Raw genomic sequence first — 18509 nt, forward strand, 5'->3', positions numbered from 1 at the left:
TCATAGGGCCTTTTCAAAGGCTGGAACCTGTGTTTGTCTATACAAATACAAAGACCCCAGAGGAACTCATGTGTATCAGAACCGCCCGCGAAGCAGCAGACCGGCTGCGGGATCGGATGGCCGTTGCCGCGTCCTGTTTTGAAGATGCTGCCATGTTGCCATTCGCTTCCGCAGCATCGAGCCGACGGGTGGCGGGCAGGTTGAAGAACGATACGTCAACCTATCATCGCACCGAACTATCTCGCCAACGACTTGCAAGCGATGGCGCACATCAAGGCGTTCGAACACCTTGTTGAAGACCGAAACAGGGCCGACGAAGCTAGCGGATTCGCTTGGAGAAATGGGGTGGGGAATGCCGTTTGCAAACCGGGGTTCCAATGAAACAGTCCAAAAGGTTGCAGAACTATCCCGGGGAAGCACAGGGGCGAAGAAAATGGCCCGCTGATCTATGCCCTGCTCTTACTTGGACAAGAACGTAACCTTCAATGGATAGGTTAGGCGCGACACTAAATCATCCGTGTTGGAAGACGACAAGACGCCATTCACTTCATAACCCCTTTAGAGACGATGACTTCAATTTGCGCTGCGCATTTTTTCGACGGTCAACACTTCTCGAATAGGAAGGCTTACAGAACGCAAGGAGCATGCTTATGACTGAAGACAATACCGAACGCACAAGCGCAGATGACGACAATACTGACCAGACAGGCGTGAACGAGGAGAATACCGAGCACATAAACGTGCATGAGGAGGATACCGAACAGCCAGGAGTGGACTTGCTGGCCCTTACGGCAGATATTGTCGCAGCCTACATCCGGAAGAATGCGACCCCCGTTGCCGACCTTCCAGACTTAATCTCAAGCGTCAATTCCGCGTTGAGAGCCATTGTGCAACCACCTGCCCCAGCAGAATCTGGGCCCGTTCGGGCGGTCAATCGCAAGCGGTCCGTGTTTCCCGACTATATCATCTGCTTAGAGGATGGAAGAAAACTCAAGTCCCTCAAACGACATCTAAGAGTCCATTTCGGCCTGACACCAGACGAATATAGAGCAAAATGGCGACTTGCTCCTGACTACCCGATGGTGGCGCCCAATTATGCTGCTCAGCGGTCTCTCCTTGCGAAGTCCTCTGGTCTCGGACGCAGACCGACCGTTAGCACGCCAGGGTGAAGCCCCCCGCTCGCTCGCGGCCTCTGGACTTTTGGCTTGGAAAGACTCATGTTCCCCTCGGGAGAGATGGCGATGGGGAATGCGGTTCAGCCACGGCGCACACCATGGTGGCGCACGGTTCTCCGAGCCCGCTTTGCAATCGTTGTTGCAGTGCTTGCGATCATATTTATCAGGTCTTGGTCTTGCTGCGGCCTGAATCCAGCACGGGCTGCTAGCCACGCTCTTTGATGTTGCCTTTGATGTTCACAACCTACCTTGCGTGCCGTCGTCTCGTCGGCAAGGAGTTTGGGCGAGACCTTCAGCTTCTCCAGCAGCCGCTCCGCCGACTGGGTCGGCCGCGCGGCTTGGCATCTGACGCAGATGCCCGGTGACACACTGGTTGTGGGCCAAGGATCTGATCGACGATCGACGCATAGTCGGACGAGGGAGTGGTTCGGGTTCGATGAAGCCCGCCGGCAGCCTCTCCCACAACTTCGCCCGCACGCTCACGCCTTTGGAGACGCTCCAACGGGAACGAGCAGCTTGTCACCATTATGGTCAACTTCTACCAGCTCCGGTTTTTGGCTCATGCGCTCCGCGATCCCGCGATGAAAGATGATGGCGTTCATATAGGCGAAGGTCATTGCGAGCGCGGCGGTGCGCAACGGGTAGTCGACCAGAGAATGCACGAGCAAGAACGTGACAGAAAGAAACGCTGCCTTCTGAAACGATTCTCGGTCAATTCTGACGAACGTAGTCAAAAGAAACAACAGGTATAAAACCATTAAAATGGCGGCAATCACTCCGCCTTCGAAGGTAATTTCAAGATACTCGTTATGGGCATGGTTTACATATGCCCTGAATATCATCCCTTCTTTTTCATATATCTGGTATGCCTTCTGAAAATTCCCAAATCCGACTCCGGTGACCCAGTTCTCTTTTATTCCTGCCACCGTCGTGCGGGCAAACTCCGCGCGTCCGAAGACAGGATCAAGATCCTTTGCCTCGATCGTCGACCATGCTCCCATCCCGTAGACGGAAAGCACAACGAAAAGGGCAAATGCGCTAAAGCCACTTATTCTCGAGCGAGCCGAGAGAAATATGAAGGACACAACGGTAGTAGCCAGGCCGATCAGAACGCCGGCACGGGACCCTGCCGCCAAAAGGAGCAGCAGAAGCGCGATCAGACCGATCGCTCCGGACAGAAGATAACCGCGGAACAAGCAGTAATAGACAACGAAGGGAATAGAGACGAAAAGCAAAGCTGAAAAATGGTTTCCGTTGGCGAAAAGTCCCGCATTGATTGTGAATGGCAATAATCCCTCGATCGCGATGTTATCTGATAGCGAATATTGAATCGCTCCGGCCAATCCGTTGCAGATTACACCCATGAAGAAGAAGGGGAGCAGGCGGTAGACCTGGTCGGAGCGCAAACGCATGACACCCAGGAAAAACGCTGCCGACGCGGTCACATACAGTAGACACTCGATCGTTCGCCCCACCCCGAGGCTGATGAACCGAGTTTGATCAAACAGCCAGGGAGCGCCGAGCAGCACTTCCGGCCGCAAACCGGCAAAAAGGCCAGCAGGCAGCGGAACGATTTGAAGCACAACCAGTGCCACCGCCATGAAAAGCAGCCAGAGCGTTGATCCGCGGATTGTTTGGGTTGACGTTCGAGACAAGACAACCGCCGCCGAGACAAATGCTATTATTTCGATCAAGGTATCGGTATACAGGCCGCTCGCCGTACCGCCGCCTATCAGCAGGGCGGTGAACAGGACCGCGCCGAGGAGATACTTGTCCCATTCCGACGCCCGCGCACTCAAGGTAAAATTCTCTCAATGTTCAATTTGTGCATGACCAATGTACCCATATAGCGAAACCGCCAACTCTCAGCTATTGCGGCGGTTTCCAACCGCAACAGCTGCATCGGGCATGCGTCCCGTCCAATGGAAAATTCCTGGCTCAGACTCTGGCGATTGAAGGTGCCCTCAGGAATGTTAAAGCGCGCTATTTCGCCAGTCCGATCCACACACCTGATGGTCCAGAAGAGTTCTTTGGGCAGCTTCAGGTTGCGTCCGGATGCGACCAACGAAATCCTGTAGGAACCGGGCGGCAGCTCGACATATTGCTGGAGAGCAGTGTTCTTGACCGGCGTGTTCAAAAACAGAACCGTCGCGCCCTCGCCTTCAACTGCATCCTGGGATGTCGCGAAGGTCACTTCAAGGCCTGACTGATCGCGAACCTGCCAATCGAAGGGCTTCCCGTTATACCCGGGTTCAAAGGTGCCGTTAAAAACATACCCACCCAGCTTTCGTTCGTCATCGGACAGACTGAACAGAAACAGGCGATAAGCCTGTTCATATTCCTTCTGCACGATATACCCGGTAATCACGGAGGAAAGTTCGCCCGATTTCGGTGGCGCGCCGGATCCAGCCAGGTCAAGCAGCAGCTGATTTGCAAAATCGAGCCCAGGGCGTGTTTTTCCAAGAGCGGAAAACAGGTTGGCCCGCCACGGTGCCCCAGCCGCAATTGCTGCCAGCACGGCGTGATAGCCGTCAGGGTTCGAAAGGATTGCCGGAAGGCCTTCGGCGACGACCGGAAACTGATCCGGCCATCGTCGCAATAGTGTATCGAGCTCGCCTACGGCCTTGGCCAGATCACCGATCTCGATTGAATGGCCAATCGATCTCTGGAGCGCGTGGATCTCCGTTTTCGACAGCCTTCGTGCCCGATCAAAGAGCGCATACGCGTCATCTTTCTTGCCTTGTCGGTATTCTATCTCGCCGATTAAGCTATAGATGCGTGCGTCTCCAACATTAAAGCGAAGTGCGTCATTTGCCTTGGCGGCCAACGCGTCAAGATCCGGAGAGATGGCTGTATCGTTCAGGTCTCCGGAAATTTCACCTATCAAAGCGTCGACATTTAACGGATCCAGCGCCACTGACACGCCCGGCATGTCTGTCTCAAAGAGTCGACTTAGCCCGATCGACGATGCCGCCAACACCAGAGCGGATGCGACGAACCAAATGCCTGAACGTCGAAGATTTTGCGCGAGCGGGCTGGTCTGCGCCGTCATCAACTTTACCTTCAAGTTTCGGGGTACTCGTGCTATCGTTATAATATTGGTAATTCATGTACTTATACGCATAGTTGTAGTCGAACTTGTTGACCGCAAACTTCGACATCGCGGCCCCTACCACATTGGCACCGGCAGCACGCAACCGCTTCAAGGCTGTCTTTGCCGACTTGCGCGCGACCTGCTTCGTCGAAATGACCATCAACGTACCCTCAGCCAATCGGCTGAGGATGGGGGCGTCAGAAAGGCCAACGATCGGTGGAGCGTCGATTATCACCAGGTCATAGCGTTTGCTGAGATTGGCCACGATCATCGCCATTCTTGGCGATGATAGAAGATCAGCCGGATTGGGTGGAGTGGTTCCAGATGTCAGAACCGTCACATTGGGATATTTGGTCGACCGGAAGATGCTACCAAGGTCTTCTTTGCGGACGGTGTTCGTCAGCAGGTTGCTCAACCCAATCGTATTGTCGAGACCGAACAATCGGTGAAGGTTTGGTTTTCGAAGATCACCGTCGACAAGCAACACTCTTGCCCCAAGCGCTGCGAAATCCTGTCCAAGCTTGAACGCCGTGGTCGACTTGCCTTCGGCCGGATCTGAACTGGTGATCAGAAGCGAGCGCGGCGCACCTTCCGCACCGGAGAACTGCAAAGACGTTCGAAGTGACCGATAGGCTTCGGATAGGCCTGACTTCTGGTTTGCAATGCTGGCGATAAGCTCGCGATCGTCGACGTGGGGCAAGATCCCGAGCATCGCCAGTCCGAGCTCCTTTTCGACCTGCTCGGGGTTGGCAAACGTGTTGTTCAGGAGCTCGATAACATAAATGACCGAGCCACTGATGGCCATGAAGAGAGCCAATGCAATTGCTAGATTGATGCTGAGGCGTGGGGAATAGGGCGCCGTTGGCTGCGTCGCGACGTCCACGATGGCGGCGCTTTGGGTCTTGAGTTCGGAACTCACGCCAACTTCGTTTAACTTGGCGATTAGACTGTCATACTGGGACCGGTTTGAGTCGACCTCACGCTTCAGGATCGTATATCTAATGTTCTTGTCATTGAAGGTTACCTGCTGCCGCTCCATGTCAGCGAGCTTATCTTTAAGATCGGCCTCCTTGTCTTGAGCCTGCTGGTATTTTAGCCGAAGAGAATCAGTAATCGCAAGTACACCATTGCCATACACGCGCTGCAGTTCCTTAATCTGGGACTGCAATTGCTGCATTTCCGGGAAACCGGGTTTTAGTATGCCCAGCTTCTGCTGATACTGGCTGTTGAGATCGGCCACCTTATCACTAAGTACCTGCAGGCCCTTGCTTTCTAGCACCGGGCCAAGGCTACCACCACGTCCCTTGTCGATCTGATCGACAACCGATCCGGCATCGGACCGCTCCTGGGTCGCCGTCTGGAGCGCTGCGTTGAGGGCCTCAATGTTCGACCCGATAAGCGACTTGTCGTCGCCGGTGATCGTAATGCCAGCATCCCTTGCGTAAGCGACGAGCTCTTCCTCGGATTTCTGCAGCTTCTGCTTGACCTGCGAAACCTGCTCCTGGATGAATTGCCGCGCCAGGTCAGACGTTGCGCTGGTCTGGTCCACCCGCTGATCGATATAGCTCTGTGCAATCTGGTTGGCCACATCGCTGGCGTATTTCGGCTTCTGGTCCAAAAAGGTGATCGACAGCAGACTTGTGTTCGTTACTAGGTTAACCGTGAGGTTGTCTAAAACGCGTTTGATCGCAATAGCTTCACGTTGTTCCGGAGTTCTCTCTTCAATTGAGGGAGCTTTTGTAATTTTGAAGGCCCGATAGAAGATATTACTGATCGAGAAATCCGGCGTCGGAAACAGGAAGTCCGGCTTTTCGCTTAGGCCCAGTTGGAAGACAACGCGTTGCGCCAATGCCCGGCTCTTCAACTTTTCACGAGCGGTCTGAAAGGCTCGAATATCGCTGCTTTCGGAAACCACTTCGATGTCTTGGAAGACCTTGGCCGATGGGACTAAGACTTCCAGCTGCGTCGTCGCCTGGTATTTGGGCGTCTGCATCATGGTCACGACGACGCCGGCAACAAGCCCGGCCGCCATCATCATGGCGATCAGCCATCGATACTGGACAACGTAGAAGAGCAGCTTGAGCGGATTAAATCCTTGATCCTGTTCGGCAAAATCTCGACCGTACGGGCCATGATTTTGGCTGCCATGATAGTAGAGATCCGAAGACAAGGCTTGGCCAGGTCTGGGAGCTGTTATTTGATGTTGCCTGCTACGATCGAGCATAGTCCGGGCGATCCTGGTTCATAGGCGTTGACATGCGACCCGCACTACGGCGCAAGCACGCCAATTCTCACTGCAGTTGACGCAACTCCGAGGGCGTCCTTCAGATTGTTCAAAGCGATTTTCGATTTTGATGGAAACACGACCACCTTATCGCCACCGTAGATGCGTGGATTGCGGCTTTTGCCAGCGCGTATGCTCTCGACGTTGTAGTTCGCGACCAGCGTGTTTTGACCGATATTGCGGTAAACAAAGACTTTTCCCGCATCGCCAATCGCATTGAACCCACCTGCAAGTGCGACCGCGTCGATCAATGAGGCGTTGCTCGACACGGGATAGATCCCTGCCTTGTTGACTTCGCCATCAACGGTTATGCGTTGTCCAATCGATTCCTTGACGAAGATTGTCACGTCCGGAGATTGGAGATAGTTCGCGCTGTAGGCGGTTTCGATTTCCTTCTCCAACTGACGGACGGTTTTTCCTGCTGCCGTGACGGTTCCGATGAGGGGAAGCGAAATTTCCCCGCTGGCGTCGACCTGAACCGTCCTATTGAGATTGTCGACTTGGAACACGTCGACCTCGAGCACGTCATTCGGCGACAACGGCTGCTCACTGCCGTTCTGGCTATTTTGAGGAGCGGGAAGATCCTTCACAATCTGGAGAGCGCCACCGCCCGATAAGGGAACCGATGATGATGATGTGAGCTGCAGCGCATCGATCGACGCCGGCGCCGTCGGCGAGGTACTCGTGCAGGCCGAGACGCCGAGGGAACCGAGCATCACGACCATCGTGATCGCGGCGCAGTTCATCAAATCGCGCTTCATGAGGATACGGCCTTTAGCAAACAGCCGAACCCGCCGAAGCGGCCGACCTTGTCGGGGCTTGGCTTGTTTGCAAACGTTTTTCCAACGGGCTCTAGTGGCCGGTTCGCCAAAATGTCGCTCGGCCGCCTCACTACCATATTGTAGGCCTGATCTTCCCCACACCGCTTCGCGACAGCGTCATACGCTTGGGAAAGGCCAGGCCGCCGGCGACTAGCACCATGAGTGTCGGATGCGATGATATCCACCCGGCCTTCGTCCATCAGCTTTTCGGAGTAGTAGAGCGCGGTACGCCCGAAAGCGCCTATAATCGAGTCGGCAGTAAGCTGTATGAGGCAGCCGAGCCTATTCAGCCTTTCGACAACCTCATAGTTCGCCTTGCCCCAGGTTAAACGCTCCGGATGGGTGAGGATCGGGACGAACCCGGCCTTTACGAGGCGCAAGGCAAGTTCCTCCAACCGCGGCGGCAACACATGGTGAGGCGGCTCGAACAGAAAATAGCGTGAGCTGTTTAAGGTCGGCACCTTGCCGTGCGTCAGCTGATCTGGAAGATCGGGGGCTATATGGATGTCGGCACCAACATAGAGGGCAAGCGGGATCTCGGCGCGCCGCAACGCTTGCTCCAACGAACGGACCGCTTCGACGATATTCTCCGTCCCGTTTTCATACATACCGGGTACGATATGGGGCGTGCACGCCATATGGGTCGTCCCGTCGGCTACCGCCAACCTCGCCATTTCCAGCGATTCAGCAATATTAGGCGAACCGTCGTCGAGACCAGGCAAGATATGGGAATGCAGGTCGATCATAGGAGTTTCTGGCCACGTGAGGGCAAAACAGCGACTTCGCCGAAGAGGAAGACAAACGTGTCACCCGCTTCATTGCGATTGACAACCGTGGCGGGCCGGCCGCCAGAGCTACGTGCCGACAGAATTGTCATCTTCGTGAAGGCTGAGGATGAGCGCAGCCATCGGCACAAAAGCCCAGCCAGCAACAAGCCAATAGCGCACGCCCATCTTCGCCCAATCTAATCGCCTACCACCTGGAACCCGAGCGAACACCCCTAGCGGCTGACGCCGTTATTATCATCCTGCGTTGCCGCAAGAACTCCGGCAGTCAGAAGCGCGCCTGCGAAAAACTGGGCAGGCAGCCCAAATGCAGACTTGTGGGACGGGTCAATGGCACCCGTCTGCTCGGGGCTTACCGCGGAAGCAGCGTGTTCGGGATTCACGACCTTGAGACAGATGTTGTTGTCGACGCGCGAAATGTCGAGACTTGAATTCGCCGGCACGCTGAGCCTGCAATCACCAACCTGAACGGACGCCGAGCCCTTGGCGCCAACCACCAACCGACTGCCGAACTCCAACGCGCTTCCCGCCTTGGCAGGCCCATAGCCAGCCGTCTGCGAAACCATGACGTTGCCACTTACACTTCGGATCGATCCGATTGGATTGGCTGGTCCCTGATAAGCCGTCGCACAACTGCACGATGCATCCTGGGCGAAAACTGGGGCCGAGCCAAGCCCGGCCAATGCGACCAAACCGGCCAACGCACTTTTCAAAATAATGTTCATTTGCTTCGATCCTTTGTTTGCGCCGTTCAGACGCGCCCAAGTCAATGTCTGCGATAATCGCCTAACAGCTTTTTGTTGCGATTCCAACCTATTTCGCACGTGCGATATAATCTTTATCCTGAAGATGTCCATGCCAGAACACAGACTATTAGAAACTATTAATTATCAACAATCCTATAAAATTCGAGTTGCTTGCATGACGAAGTTGGCAAATACCTAGAAGCCGTTGCTTCGTTTAACTTGCAAATTCGACGCTCATCTGATGTATGCGAACTATAAGTCCATTGGTGCGGAAATAGTGTTTACGCCACCTCAACAATCTTCTTACAAAATATCAGCTATGCTTCCAACTATCAACTTATCAATAATAACAAATCGCCAATTAATGAATTAGTTTAAGCCGATGGATAAACCAAATTAAGTGTACATTCGACATTTTCATTTTAACATCTTCTGGCATTTACCGATATAACAGCCATTTTTTCTGGCGGACAGTTGCTGAACCTCATGATCGCGTTTCGCACTAGGTCAATCAACTCTGGGGGTGGCAATCACTACTTTGTGTTCATCGCTGGGTAATACCACCTTGATGTCGTCAACAGCCTGTGGACTCTGCCGCGAGCGACGTACGATTAAGCGCAGCGACAAGGAGACGAAACATGGACCGTCGGCAATTTCTAACCGCAGCGCCGGCTCTTGGTCTGGCGACGTCGACACCAACCGACCAGGATGCCTCACCAAGAGACACAATCACGAAGACAATCCCATCCGGCTTTGCGACTGTATCAGCCTGTCTGGCTGATACCACGCTTGGCTATTCGGACGGCGTTGGCACGACGCAGATTCACGGTGGTGAAACCGTTCATGCTCAAGGCTTCCGATACCAAGTAGCGGCATCCACTGCCAGCGACGAGCACATAAGAACAGCAGGTGGAGTGAAGCTATATGTTCTTCCAGGAGATGGAGGTTTCAATGTCTTAGCCTTCGGGGCGGCGGGCGACTACAACAACTTCACGGGTATCGGCACCGACGATACATTGCCAATACAGACTGCCTTCAAGGCCGCCATGACGCTCGGGCTTCCCGTCCACCTCCCAGGTCGCCAATACCGGGTCACTGACACCATCTCCATGCCGGACGCCAATTACAAGCTCGCGTTCAAGCTCATCGGCGAGAGCGGCAACTCGACACGCATCTGGTTTGACAATGTGGTGACCCAAAAGAACATGTTTTTCGGTGATCTCAGCGCCAACTACGTTCATTTTGAGGACATAGAGATTCTGGACAAGACCCCGGGCACATCAAGGGCAATTCAATTCGTTGGCACCACGTCGGGCGGCCCCGCCTGGAAGCACTTCTTCAAGGGCGTTCGCGTTGTTGGGTTCCGGGAGGGAGTACGGTTCGACGGGGGGGCCACTATCGTTACAGACGCATATCAATCAGAGGTGATGTTCCTGCACAGCAAATTCAGGAATTGCAGGAAGAGCCTCATCTACAACAACATCCAGGCCGTCAATCACCAGTTGATTGGCCTCGACATCGAGAACGATGACGCGGCCGACGCGACCGAAAAATGGCCGATGATCGTTTTCGACCGCGGTACCTTCATCAACCACGTAGGCGGCTCGGTTATTGGCTATGGTCCCTACGTGTCCTTTACTTACCCTGCTGTGGGCGGTGCGTTTCAGGTAACCGGCCAGTTTGCAAGCCGAGGTGTTCGGATGGAGGCCCGTGGTGACGGCCCCTTTATCGACCACAACACGGCGAGTGTGCTCGCGGCAAGCAACGCCTTTCGGCTGCACTTTGAAGACATGGGCGTCATGGGGAGCCGGTCCAAAGCTCCTGTCTTGGCCAGGTTTGGCGGCCGTGTGTATGCTCGATTTGATAATGTGCATACTAACGTTCCCATGGATGTGCTGGCCTACATGACCGCTAACCTCGGCGCGAACTCCGAGAATGGTAAGATAGAACTCAACAGATGTCGGTCCTTGAACTACAAGCGTGTGGCGGACCAGGCGGCTTATGGAAGTGGCGCGGTCCCGGCCTCCGATCGACGGGCTATTCCGGCAGAGATCAGCATGCAGCAAGAAGGCGTGGCAGGGGCTGTGATCGATGGCTACTACCAGCTCACTGCCGACCGGAAGACTATTTACTCCGGGAACTGGCAGGTAGCCGAACTCAAGACCTTAACGTGGGCACCGAACGACGACAGCGGCTTTGGTAGTGGAAGCGACCCTGCCGCCTTAAAGGTTGTCCTTCCCCACTACGCAAGGCCCTGTAAATTCCGGCTCTTGCGTAATCGCGTTAACGCCGCCCCGACCTTCGTACTGGACCTCTTCTTCGTGGTAGCCGGCAAGGACATTTTGGTGGCCACGATCGCGCCAACGGATGGAGGACACTTCGAGGCGGACGTCAGAGGCGCCTTAAAGCCGCTGGCGAGTTGGATTGCCGACGGCCTCGACTGGGATGGCAAGATGAAGATCGTCAAATCTGGATCGCGCGACGGATTCGTCGGCCTGATCATGATCGACTATATGTAGTTCCTATCCTTGGGAACGCCGGCGCTGGCGGCTACCTGGCTCCCAAACTTTCCCTAAACGTGAGAGCGCCAGGATTGGGAAGATTACGAACCAGGCACGGGCGCCAAACGCAGCCATGCCGCCCCAAAAGTAGGTGAGAAGAGTTGCATCAAATGCGATTAGGGCTGCTACGCTGTCATTTCCAGAAAACAACGCAATTGCTTTCCTTGTAAATATCATCGATGTAAGCATAATTATCAGTCCTATCGGATATGCATCCCCTAAGGTAAACAGCTGATCGCCTACAAATCCTAATGATACATTGTAATCTTCTCCTACGCCAATACGTCCCCAGAGGAAATCAACGGAGTAATACCCGGCACCTACCGGCTTGCCAGCCCAGGCGTCCCTAGGAAACCAATTTAAATAAAACAATTCCAGTTGCTTCAGGTATGGCACGATCCCAACATCACCATAACGCAGGCCCGACCGAAGATACTCAGTGAATCTCATGTGGTCGGTGACACCGATGGCGGCTGCGCTGGTTATGCTGCCAGCCTCCTCACCTCTCACTACCATCGCCCAGACCAGAAGAGCGGGCATAGCCATCACAAGATAGGAAAACCTGATGCTGATCCGATGGTATGAGCATAGCATCGCAAACGGCATGATGAGATACGCAGCAACCGCAAGCCTGCCATAGCCTCCCCAATACAAATAGAGATTCGCACCGATTGCCGACTCAAATAGTAAAAAAATGATGATGGCTTCACGTCTTGCTTGACCGGATCTAATCAGCGACTCCTGAAAATATAAGGCAACACCAATAGGTATCATGAGGCTCATTTCGGGTCTCGGCGCTATCACTCCGACCAGCAGGATTGAAAATATGCCAACAGCCAGTCCGCACCGCTGGAGCCACTTATTCCTTACATATAGAATCGGAATGAAGTCCGGTGTACAGTCGAACCCTCGAAGGGTGTCGGAGAAAATAATGAAGATGGAAATAATTACTGACGCATCTACTTTGTTAAAAATTAAAAGATTTGGAGCGAATGGCACGTAAAGCAGCAAGAATGCAATACCGATGGATAAATCTAGCGAGGAACGAAATTTAATCAGGCAAAGCCTCGTCGTTTGAAATGCAATCAGGGCAAATAGATATTTACTAGTATATATTTCAGGGATCGACTGACCGATAAAGCAAAGGACAATCGTGACGTAAGTCAATATAGTGAAGACAGAACTTGGCGCCGCTGCATCGTTGCGGTTGCCAACGCCAGTAAGATCATACGATGCCGATAACACGCCTGTGGCCCCTCAATTGCTTTTAACCGCTCGAACAATGAACAACGGTCTTCTTTGTCCTTCGGCATAGATCCCCGGGCAAGCAGCAGCCGACGGCGGAAACCGATATCAACAATCAACAGGCTCGATAAGTTGCCCCAACCTGACCAGGCTGGCCACAGAGTAAGCCCCTTTGAGCGAGAACAGTAGCCAGATCACCTCCGTTCGGCGTAGTGCATTGGACGACCACTGCGTCCCCCAGTCTGGCTCCGGTCTTCCCATCACAGGGAGTACCTAAGCCGACCGGTTTGCAGTTCAAAACCATTCCCTGAAAATCACGCCGCGCCGCCTCTGTTACCATGTCACGCAAAGCCAGAGGTTTTGTAGACGCCGCGCCGCACAGGACAATTTTTCGGTCTCCCACCCGCAGATCGTCTATCGAAGGAATGTCGAGGTGTCCGGTGAATGGGGAAAGCGTGGCACGTGGTGGCGGACGTGGTTTATCCCTCTGCGACACGATGACTGCCATGAAGCCTACGGCAAACACCAGGCCCACAGCAGGAATGGCGATCCATTTATTCATCGATGTAGACTCCCCAATCCTGACAGTGCCGACAGGCGCTTTGGGTATCCTGGTCGCGCCGGCCAGAGAGCCACCACCGCATGGGGTGGTCACGGATTTGTCGATGCACGACGGCGGTTTGGCTGGAAGGCCCTATTTGCCGTAGCGGCGCTCCAACGCGTCAGCAATTCGCTCGCAAAGCAATTCTGAGGTCATGACGGTGAGGTGGAGACGGAGGCGAAGGCCGTGCGCGTCAACGAGGGTGGTGACAATACCCCGATCAGAATACTCGGCGAGCTCAAGAACATCGTCGATGATGAAGTCTGGTATTTCACGAAGCCGTTTAGGGCGCTCATTCACCATGCTGTCCTCGCAAATTGGTGGCTTTCCGGGCAGGCCGAGTCGCATTCGGTGGAGCTCGGCGTAGCTCTCGGCAAGGTCCTGAGCGTTGAATAAACACCGAGTGACTTTGCCATTCGACGACCTGAACAATCCATTGGCCGTTGGCATTCTTCAAACGCACGTCGTCTGGTTCTCCGGCAACCACACCCGCCATCCTCCATCCTCGACTATCTCACGACATGTCGTCGGCTAGCGCAGGGTTGCTGATCACGCGCCGCGGGAAACCCACACGAAGTCATACTCATCGCGGCCCTGACCGAATGGGAAAGGCCAGTGCCCTCTCCTTCTGACGAAGGTCGCGGCGTTATTGATTATGACCCGAAAAGGGCTTCTGCGATTTGAGACACCGCCTGCTTGGCGGAAAACTGGCGATCGAACAATCGCCTGCATCGTCCGGGCAACTCGGCATCCGTTTCTACCTGTACCAGCAACCTTTCAGCTTTCGCGACCAGTTCATCCAGCTGATCGCTCTGGCACTCTTCGCCAACCCGCTCGCTTCGGATCAACTCGGCCAAGTCGTTGCCTGGGTTCAAGCGCACGAGTGCAGGGAGGCCACTTTGCATATAAGTCAGGAACTTGCCTGGTATGTTGTGAGACCTATGGCGGAGATCCAACGAGACGATTCCTATCCGGCACTGTGCGTAAAGGTCCGGGATTTCGTCGGGGTGGATCTCGTCGAAAAAGACCACGTTAGTGAGGCCGAGAGCTTGCGCTTTTTCTCTATGTCTTCCGGCCTCGCTGCCTCGACCGACCAGCAGGAAGCCCACGTCGGTCCGGGAGGCCATTCTCTGCGCCAAGTCCAATACAATGCCGACGCTTTGAGCCACACCCATGTTGCCTGCGTACACGAACAGCTTGCGCCCAGCCAACGGCGTCTCGCTGACACGGATCGAACAAGGCACGTTTGAAGGCTTGTCCAGCCAGTTCTGCAACACCTCAAGGACACGCCCCGACCTCCGCCGCCACCGATTGAAGTAAGCCAGATTGCCCGGCGTCTGGACGCCGATCACATCAGCAATCGAGTATTGGTAGCGCGCGATTGCATCAAAGAAACGGTACGGAAGACCGCGGCCCATCAGACCCATATCAACGGCCCATTCGGGAAAGATATCACGAATGATAAGATACCCCTTGCAGCCGCTTTCGCGCTTTAGCGCGCTGACCATGGGTCCATGGAAGATCGAGGGAGCATACCAAACAACCCCGTCCCATCGCTGCCCTGCCAGCGGGCTTCTGCGCAGATTGCGCAACATGGCAAAAGGCATGATGAACTCATTCCAGGTACGCCACACATAGCTAATTTCCTTGGTAGGCGGCGCTCGCAGGCGCAGCACCGTCACACCGTCAAACTCTTCAACTGCCCATGGGCGGTCCAGATCGGCCGCTGGGAGCATGACAGTCAGCCGATGCCCTTGACGCGCAAATTCCCGGGAAAGATCCCTCAGTTGCACGGCGCCCGACGTGCGCAACGGTGGAAAGGTATCCGCGATCAAAGCGATCCGCATCTGGAGTCGCTCAGTACTTCTTCCACACAACACGGTTCACATAGTCAGTATAGCTGTGGATTATGCGAACCACCTTTTCGCTGACATTGGGTATGTCATAATCGGCAACCAGGCGGAGCCGGCGCTCCGCCCCACACGACTGGCTTTCCAAGATCGCAAGGCCCTGACATACCCGGTCGATATCCAAGCCCACCATCATTACCGCACCTTCCTCCATGCCCTCTGGACGCTCATGGGCCTCGCGCAAGTTGAGCGCAGGAAAATTCAAGATGGAGGACTCTTCCGTGATCGTGCCGCTGTCCGATAAAACTGCTTTCGCATTCATCTGCAGATGCACATAGTCCAGAAAGCCGAAGGGTTTCGAAAAATGGACTTTCGAATTCATTCGGAGGTTCAGCGAGTTCAGCCGCGAACGGGTGCGCGGGTGCGTCGAAACAATTAGCGGAATGTCGTGTTCCTGCGCTATGTGATTGGCGATCTCGGCAATCCGGGTCATTTTGTCCGGCGGGTCGACGTTTTCTTCGCGATGAGCGCTCATCACGAAGTATTTTCCCCGTTCAAGAGAGAGCTGGCCCAAGACGTCCGATTTTTTTATATCTTCCATATAGTAATTTAGGACTTCAAGCATCGGGCTGCCCGTCTTGACAATCTGATCGGGTGCAATCCCCTCTCGCAACAAATAGCTTCGCGCGATGTCACTGTAGGTCAGATGGATGTCGGCAACGTGATCAACTATTCTGCGGTTTATCTCTTCCGGAACCCGTGAATCGAAACAACGATTGCCGGCCTCCATGTGAAAAACGGGAATCCGCAATCGTTTGGCGGCAATTGCCGCGAGACAGCTATTTGTGTCACCAAGCAGCAAAACCGCTTCTGGCCGACGCTTGCGGAGCACTTGATCGGTCGCGGTGATCACGCGACCAATCGTCTTGGCAGCTGTGTCTCCTGATGCTTCAAGAAACACATCGGGGCGGCGAATCTTAAGCTGCTCGAAAAAGATTTCATTCAACTCATAGTCATGGTTCTGGCCCGTATGCACTAGGCATTGGTCACACGACTGATCCAATCTATCGATAACACGCGACAATCGGATGATTTCGGGGCGCGTCCCGACGATCGTCATGACCTTCAGCCTATTCACCAATCCACTCCACACTTGAACTCTCAGAGCTAAGCAATATTTTTGACCAGCCAGGCTACGCATCAAGCTAGTTGCTAGAAAATTCCAAAGAAAACACGTTGATCGACTGCCTACGAGCGATCCTTATCTCTTGACGTGCTAGGGGCTTTACTTCCAACGACCTATTGGTTGTAATTGAGATAGCTCTTGTGCATTGTTGCGATGAGTTCCGGCCATGGATCGGGTACAAAGCCCGTCGTTCTCTTAAATAAGTCGGAATTCAGTGAGCGATCGACGGTGACAGTGGTATCGGCAATAATATCTATTTCCTTACCGTAAATCCTAGCGACCAACGACAGAAGATCGAATTTGCTGATGGGAGCGGCTGAGACATGAAAAGGACCCCTCAATTCGGCATTTGACATCACAAACTCTTTGATCACCCGCGCTATCTCGACCGACGGCAAGCCGGAGAACACGGCATTCTTGTAGCCCTTCACCGGGCCTTTCTGGCTCAAAAACCAGTCGATCAAACTTTTTGAACTCTCCAGCTCGTGACCGATGATTGACGTGCGGAGCGTCACTGCATTGGGGTAATCGACCTCACCCAGAAACTTCGATCTCCCGTAAAGATCGTTCGCGTCGGCAAAATCAGATTCCAGGTAATTTCCCTTGCTACCTGAGAAAACACAATCCGTGCTCACATGTATCAAACGAGCCCCAGCTAGACGCGAAAGTTGCGCCAGGCGATGAGGGAGAGATGCGTTGATTGACAGCGAAGTGAGATGGTTTCGCGAAGCGTCAAGCTGCTTGATGACGCCCACACAGTTTACGACAATATCCGGCCGGGTCTCGGCAAACACGGCCGTCAGGTCTCCATCGTTTCGAACATCGAGGTTGGATATGAGGCTACCGTGCTCGCGAGGCAGAAAATGGTGTTTTTTGGCGGACGATCGAAGGGTTCCAACGGTTTCATATCGATGATCGGCGGAGAAGAATCGGAAGACCGCGTTTCCGAGCATCCCTCCAGCCCCCAGAACAAGGATTCTGTTCGTCTTCACGTTACGCAGCGCCTTTCTGTTGCGAATTTAAAACCATCGCCAGGAAATCAGGATTGGACGCGAGCGCCCTATGCTCGCGATCAAACAGCCGACCTTCAGCGGCCATCGCAAACAAACCAATGTTCCATCTGGCTCACTCTTCGGGCTCGACGTTCTCGCCACGGACAATAGCTTGCACAAACCGAAGCTTCATCAATAATGCCTGCATCTCTTTGACGTCCAATCTTGTGGTGTTGTGCGAATTGTAATCTTTCGCTTCCGAGATCTCGATCTCGCCCTGCTCGAAGAATTTCCCGTAGTTCAGATCGCGCAAATCCGGCGGAACGCGATAGTAGTTGCCCAGGTCCTGCGCAGCCACTCTTTCTTCCCGGCTGAGCAAGGCCTCGAATAGTTTCTCACCGTGTCGCGTGCCAATTGTCCTGATCGGATGATCAGGGGCTCCCAGCAGGCCGGTCAGGGCCCTAGCCAAAGTCTCGATCGTTGCGGCCGGGGCCTTCTGGACGAAGATCTCACCGGGATTGCCATGCTGGAAAGCGTAGAGCACCAGGTCGACCGCGTCGTCCAATGTCATCATGAAACGGGTCATAGCCGCGTCGGTGATCGTGATAGGCTGGCCGGCGCGAATTTGGTTGGTGAACAACGGAATTACCGAACCCCGCGAAGCCATCACATTACCGTAGCGAGTAGCGCATATGGCGGTGCTATTGCTCGACCGCGACTTTGCGATGATAACCTTCTCCATCATCGCCTTGCTGATACCCATGGCGTTGATCGGATACACCGCTTTGTCCGTGCTCAGGCAGATCACACGCTCCACACCACAGTTTATGGCGGCTTCCAAAGTGTTTTCCGTGCCCAAGACGTTGGTCTTGACGGCCTCAAGCGGGTAGAATTCGCAGGACGGCACCTGCTTGAGTGCCGCTGCGTGATAGATAAAATTTACCCCTCGTACGGCGTTGAGAACGGACTGATAGTCGCGCACGTCTCCAATATAGAACTTTATCTTGGAGTTGTTGTATTTCTTGCGCATGTCATCCTGCTTCTTCTCATCTCGGCTGAAGATGCGGATTTCAGCTAAATCGGATTCGAGAAACCGTCGCAAAACGGCATTTCCGAATGAGCCAGTGCCGCCGGTAATGAGGAGCGTTTTGCCGGTAAACATCGAGGGT

At 54.1% G+C, this 18509-nt stretch carries 15 protein-coding genes; 4 read left to right on the forward strand and 11 right to left on the reverse strand.

Annotated elements, in window-relative coordinates; translation table 11 throughout:
* A partial coding sequence (locus DPM33_RS36610; RefSeq protein WP_208648361.1) for a hypothetical protein occupies nt 1-296 on the forward strand: 296 nt, incomplete at its 5' end.
* A 354-nt stretch (nt 297-650) separates the two neighbouring features.
* Nucleotides 651-1169, forward strand: a complete 519-nt coding sequence (locus DPM33_RS04255; RefSeq protein ID WP_112096708.1) for a Ros/MucR family transcriptional regulator — start codon at nt 651-653, stop codon at nt 1167-1169.
* Nucleotides 1170-1654: 485 nt separating this feature from the next.
* Here DPM33_RS04255 and DPM33_RS04260 read toward each other — a convergent pair whose 3' ends face one another.
* The 6 genes from DPM33_RS04260 to DPM33_RS04285 all read right to left on the reverse strand — a co-directional run bounded on the left by DPM33_RS04260 (nt 1655) and on the right by DPM33_RS04285 (nt 8884).
* Nucleotides 1655-2974: an O-antigen ligase family protein gene (locus DPM33_RS04260; RefSeq protein WP_112095980.1), complete on the reverse strand. Its 1320-nt coding sequence runs from the start codon at nt 2972-2974 to the stop codon at nt 1655-1657.
* Nucleotides 2971-4227, reverse strand: a complete 1257-nt coding sequence (locus DPM33_RS04265) for a hypothetical protein (RefSeq protein WP_112095982.1) — start codon at nt 4225-4227, stop codon at nt 2971-2973. The genes DPM33_RS04260 and DPM33_RS04265 overlap by 4 nt, the downstream gene beginning before the upstream one ends.
* Nucleotides 4115-6439, reverse strand: coding sequence for a GumC family protein (locus DPM33_RS04270; protein ID WP_245441997.1), 2325 nt, complete (start codon nt 6437-6439; stop codon nt 4115-4117). Before DPM33_RS04270 ends, DPM33_RS04265 begins: the two co-directional genes overlap by 113 nt.
* Nucleotides 6440-6537: 98 nt before the next feature.
* Nucleotides 6538-7314 carry a polysaccharide biosynthesis/export family protein gene (locus tag DPM33_RS04275; protein WP_112095986.1) on the reverse strand — a complete coding sequence of 259 codons (777 nt, stop codon included), beginning with the start codon at nt 7312-7314 and terminating at the stop codon, nt 6538-6540.
* Nucleotides 7311-8120, reverse strand: a complete 810-nt coding sequence (locus DPM33_RS04280; protein WP_112095988.1) for a tyrosine-protein phosphatase — start codon at nt 8118-8120, stop codon at nt 7311-7313. Before DPM33_RS04280 ends, DPM33_RS04275 begins: the two co-directional genes overlap by 4 nt.
* Nucleotides 8121-8374: 254 nt before the next feature.
* A complete protein-coding gene (locus DPM33_RS04285) occupies nt 8375-8884 on the reverse strand; it encodes a hypothetical protein (RefSeq protein WP_112095990.1) in 510 nt (169 codons plus the stop codon).
* 659 nt (nt 8885-9543) lie between these two features.
* On the opposite strand from DPM33_RS04285, the gene DPM33_RS04290 reads away from it, so the two are divergent.
* Nucleotides 9544-11424 carry a hypothetical protein gene (locus tag DPM33_RS04290; RefSeq protein WP_146770195.1) on the forward strand — a complete coding sequence of 627 codons (1881 nt, stop codon included), beginning with the start codon at nt 9544-9546 and terminating at the stop codon, nt 11422-11424.
* Nucleotides 11425-11427: 3 nt separating this feature from the next.
* Here the strand turns inward: DPM33_RS04290 and DPM33_RS04295 are convergent, their stop codons facing one another.
* Nucleotides 11428-12711: a hypothetical protein gene (locus tag DPM33_RS04295; protein WP_146770196.1), complete on the reverse strand. Its 1284-nt coding sequence runs from the start codon at nt 12709-12711 to the stop codon at nt 11428-11430.
* A 787-nt stretch (nt 12712-13498) separates the two neighbouring features.
* On the opposite strand from DPM33_RS04295, the gene DPM33_RS36085 reads away from it, so the two are divergent.
* Nucleotides 13499-13708, forward strand: a complete 210-nt coding sequence (locus tag DPM33_RS36085) for a hypothetical protein (protein ID WP_167448951.1) — start codon at nt 13499-13501, stop codon at nt 13706-13708.
* Between the two features lie 257 nt (nt 13709-13965).
* Here the strand turns inward: DPM33_RS36085 and DPM33_RS04305 are convergent, their stop codons facing one another.
* From DPM33_RS04305 to DPM33_RS04320, 4 genes are all read right to left on the reverse strand, one after another.
* Nucleotides 13966-15159: a glycosyltransferase family 4 protein gene (locus tag DPM33_RS04305; RefSeq protein ID WP_112095996.1), complete on the reverse strand. Its 1194-nt coding sequence runs from the start codon at nt 15157-15159 to the stop codon at nt 13966-13968.
* A 10-nt stretch (nt 15160-15169) separates the two neighbouring features.
* Nucleotides 15170-16300: a non-hydrolyzing UDP-N-acetylglucosamine 2-epimerase gene (gene wecB / locus DPM33_RS04310; RefSeq protein WP_112096709.1), complete on the reverse strand. Its 1131-nt coding sequence runs from the start codon at nt 16298-16300 to the stop codon at nt 15170-15172.
* A 161-nt stretch (nt 16301-16461) separates the two neighbouring features.
* A complete protein-coding gene (locus tag DPM33_RS04315; protein ID WP_112095998.1) occupies nt 16462-17340 on the reverse strand; it encodes a dTDP-4-dehydrorhamnose reductase family protein in 879 nt (292 codons plus the stop codon).
* A gap of 133 nt (nt 17341-17473) precedes the next feature.
* On the reverse strand, nt 17474-18502 hold the full coding sequence (locus tag DPM33_RS04320; protein WP_112096000.1) for a polysaccharide biosynthesis protein: 1029 nt from the start codon (nt 18500-18502) through the stop codon (nt 17474-17476).
* Between the last annotated feature and the right edge of the window lie 7 nt (nt 18503-18509).

It is taken from the genome of Mesorhizobium hawassense, from assembly GCF_003289945.1.
Classification (GTDB): domain Bacteria; phylum Pseudomonadota; class Alphaproteobacteria; order Rhizobiales; family Rhizobiaceae; genus Mesorhizobium; species Mesorhizobium hawassense.

What these genes read in the sequence shown, in the direction of transcription:
- DPM33_RS04255 (WP_112096708.1), top strand. Translation starts at nt 651, where the DNA reads ATGACTGAAGACAATACCGAACGCACAAGCGCAGATGACGACAATACT.
- DPM33_RS04265 (WP_112095982.1), bottom strand. Translation starts at nt 4,227, where the DNA reads ATGACGGCGCAGACCAGCCCGCTCGCGCAAAATCTTCGACGTTCAGGC.
- DPM33_RS04275 (WP_112095986.1), bottom strand. Translation starts at nt 7,314, where the DNA reads ATGAAGCGCGATTTGATGAACTGCGCCGCGATCACGATGGTCGTGATG.
- DPM33_RS04280 (WP_112095988.1), bottom strand. Translation starts at nt 8,120, where the DNA reads ATGATCGACCTGCATTCCCATATCTTGCCTGGTCTCGACGACGGTTCG.
- DPM33_RS04285 (WP_112095990.1), bottom strand. Translation starts at nt 8,884, where the DNA reads ATGAACATTATTTTGAAAAGTGCGTTGGCCGGTTTGGTCGCATTGGCC.
- DPM33_RS04290 (WP_146770195.1), top strand. Translation starts at nt 9,544, where the DNA reads ATGGACCGTCGGCAATTTCTAACCGCAGCGCCGGCTCTTGGTCTGGCG.
- DPM33_RS04305 (WP_112095996.1), bottom strand. Translation starts at nt 15,159, where the DNA reads ATGCGGATCGCTTTGATCGCGGATACCTTTCCACCGTTGCGCACGTCG.
- DPM33_RS04320 (WP_112096000.1), bottom strand. Translation starts at nt 18,502, where the DNA reads ATGTTTACCGGCAAAACGCTCCTCATTACCGGCGGCACTGGCTCATTC.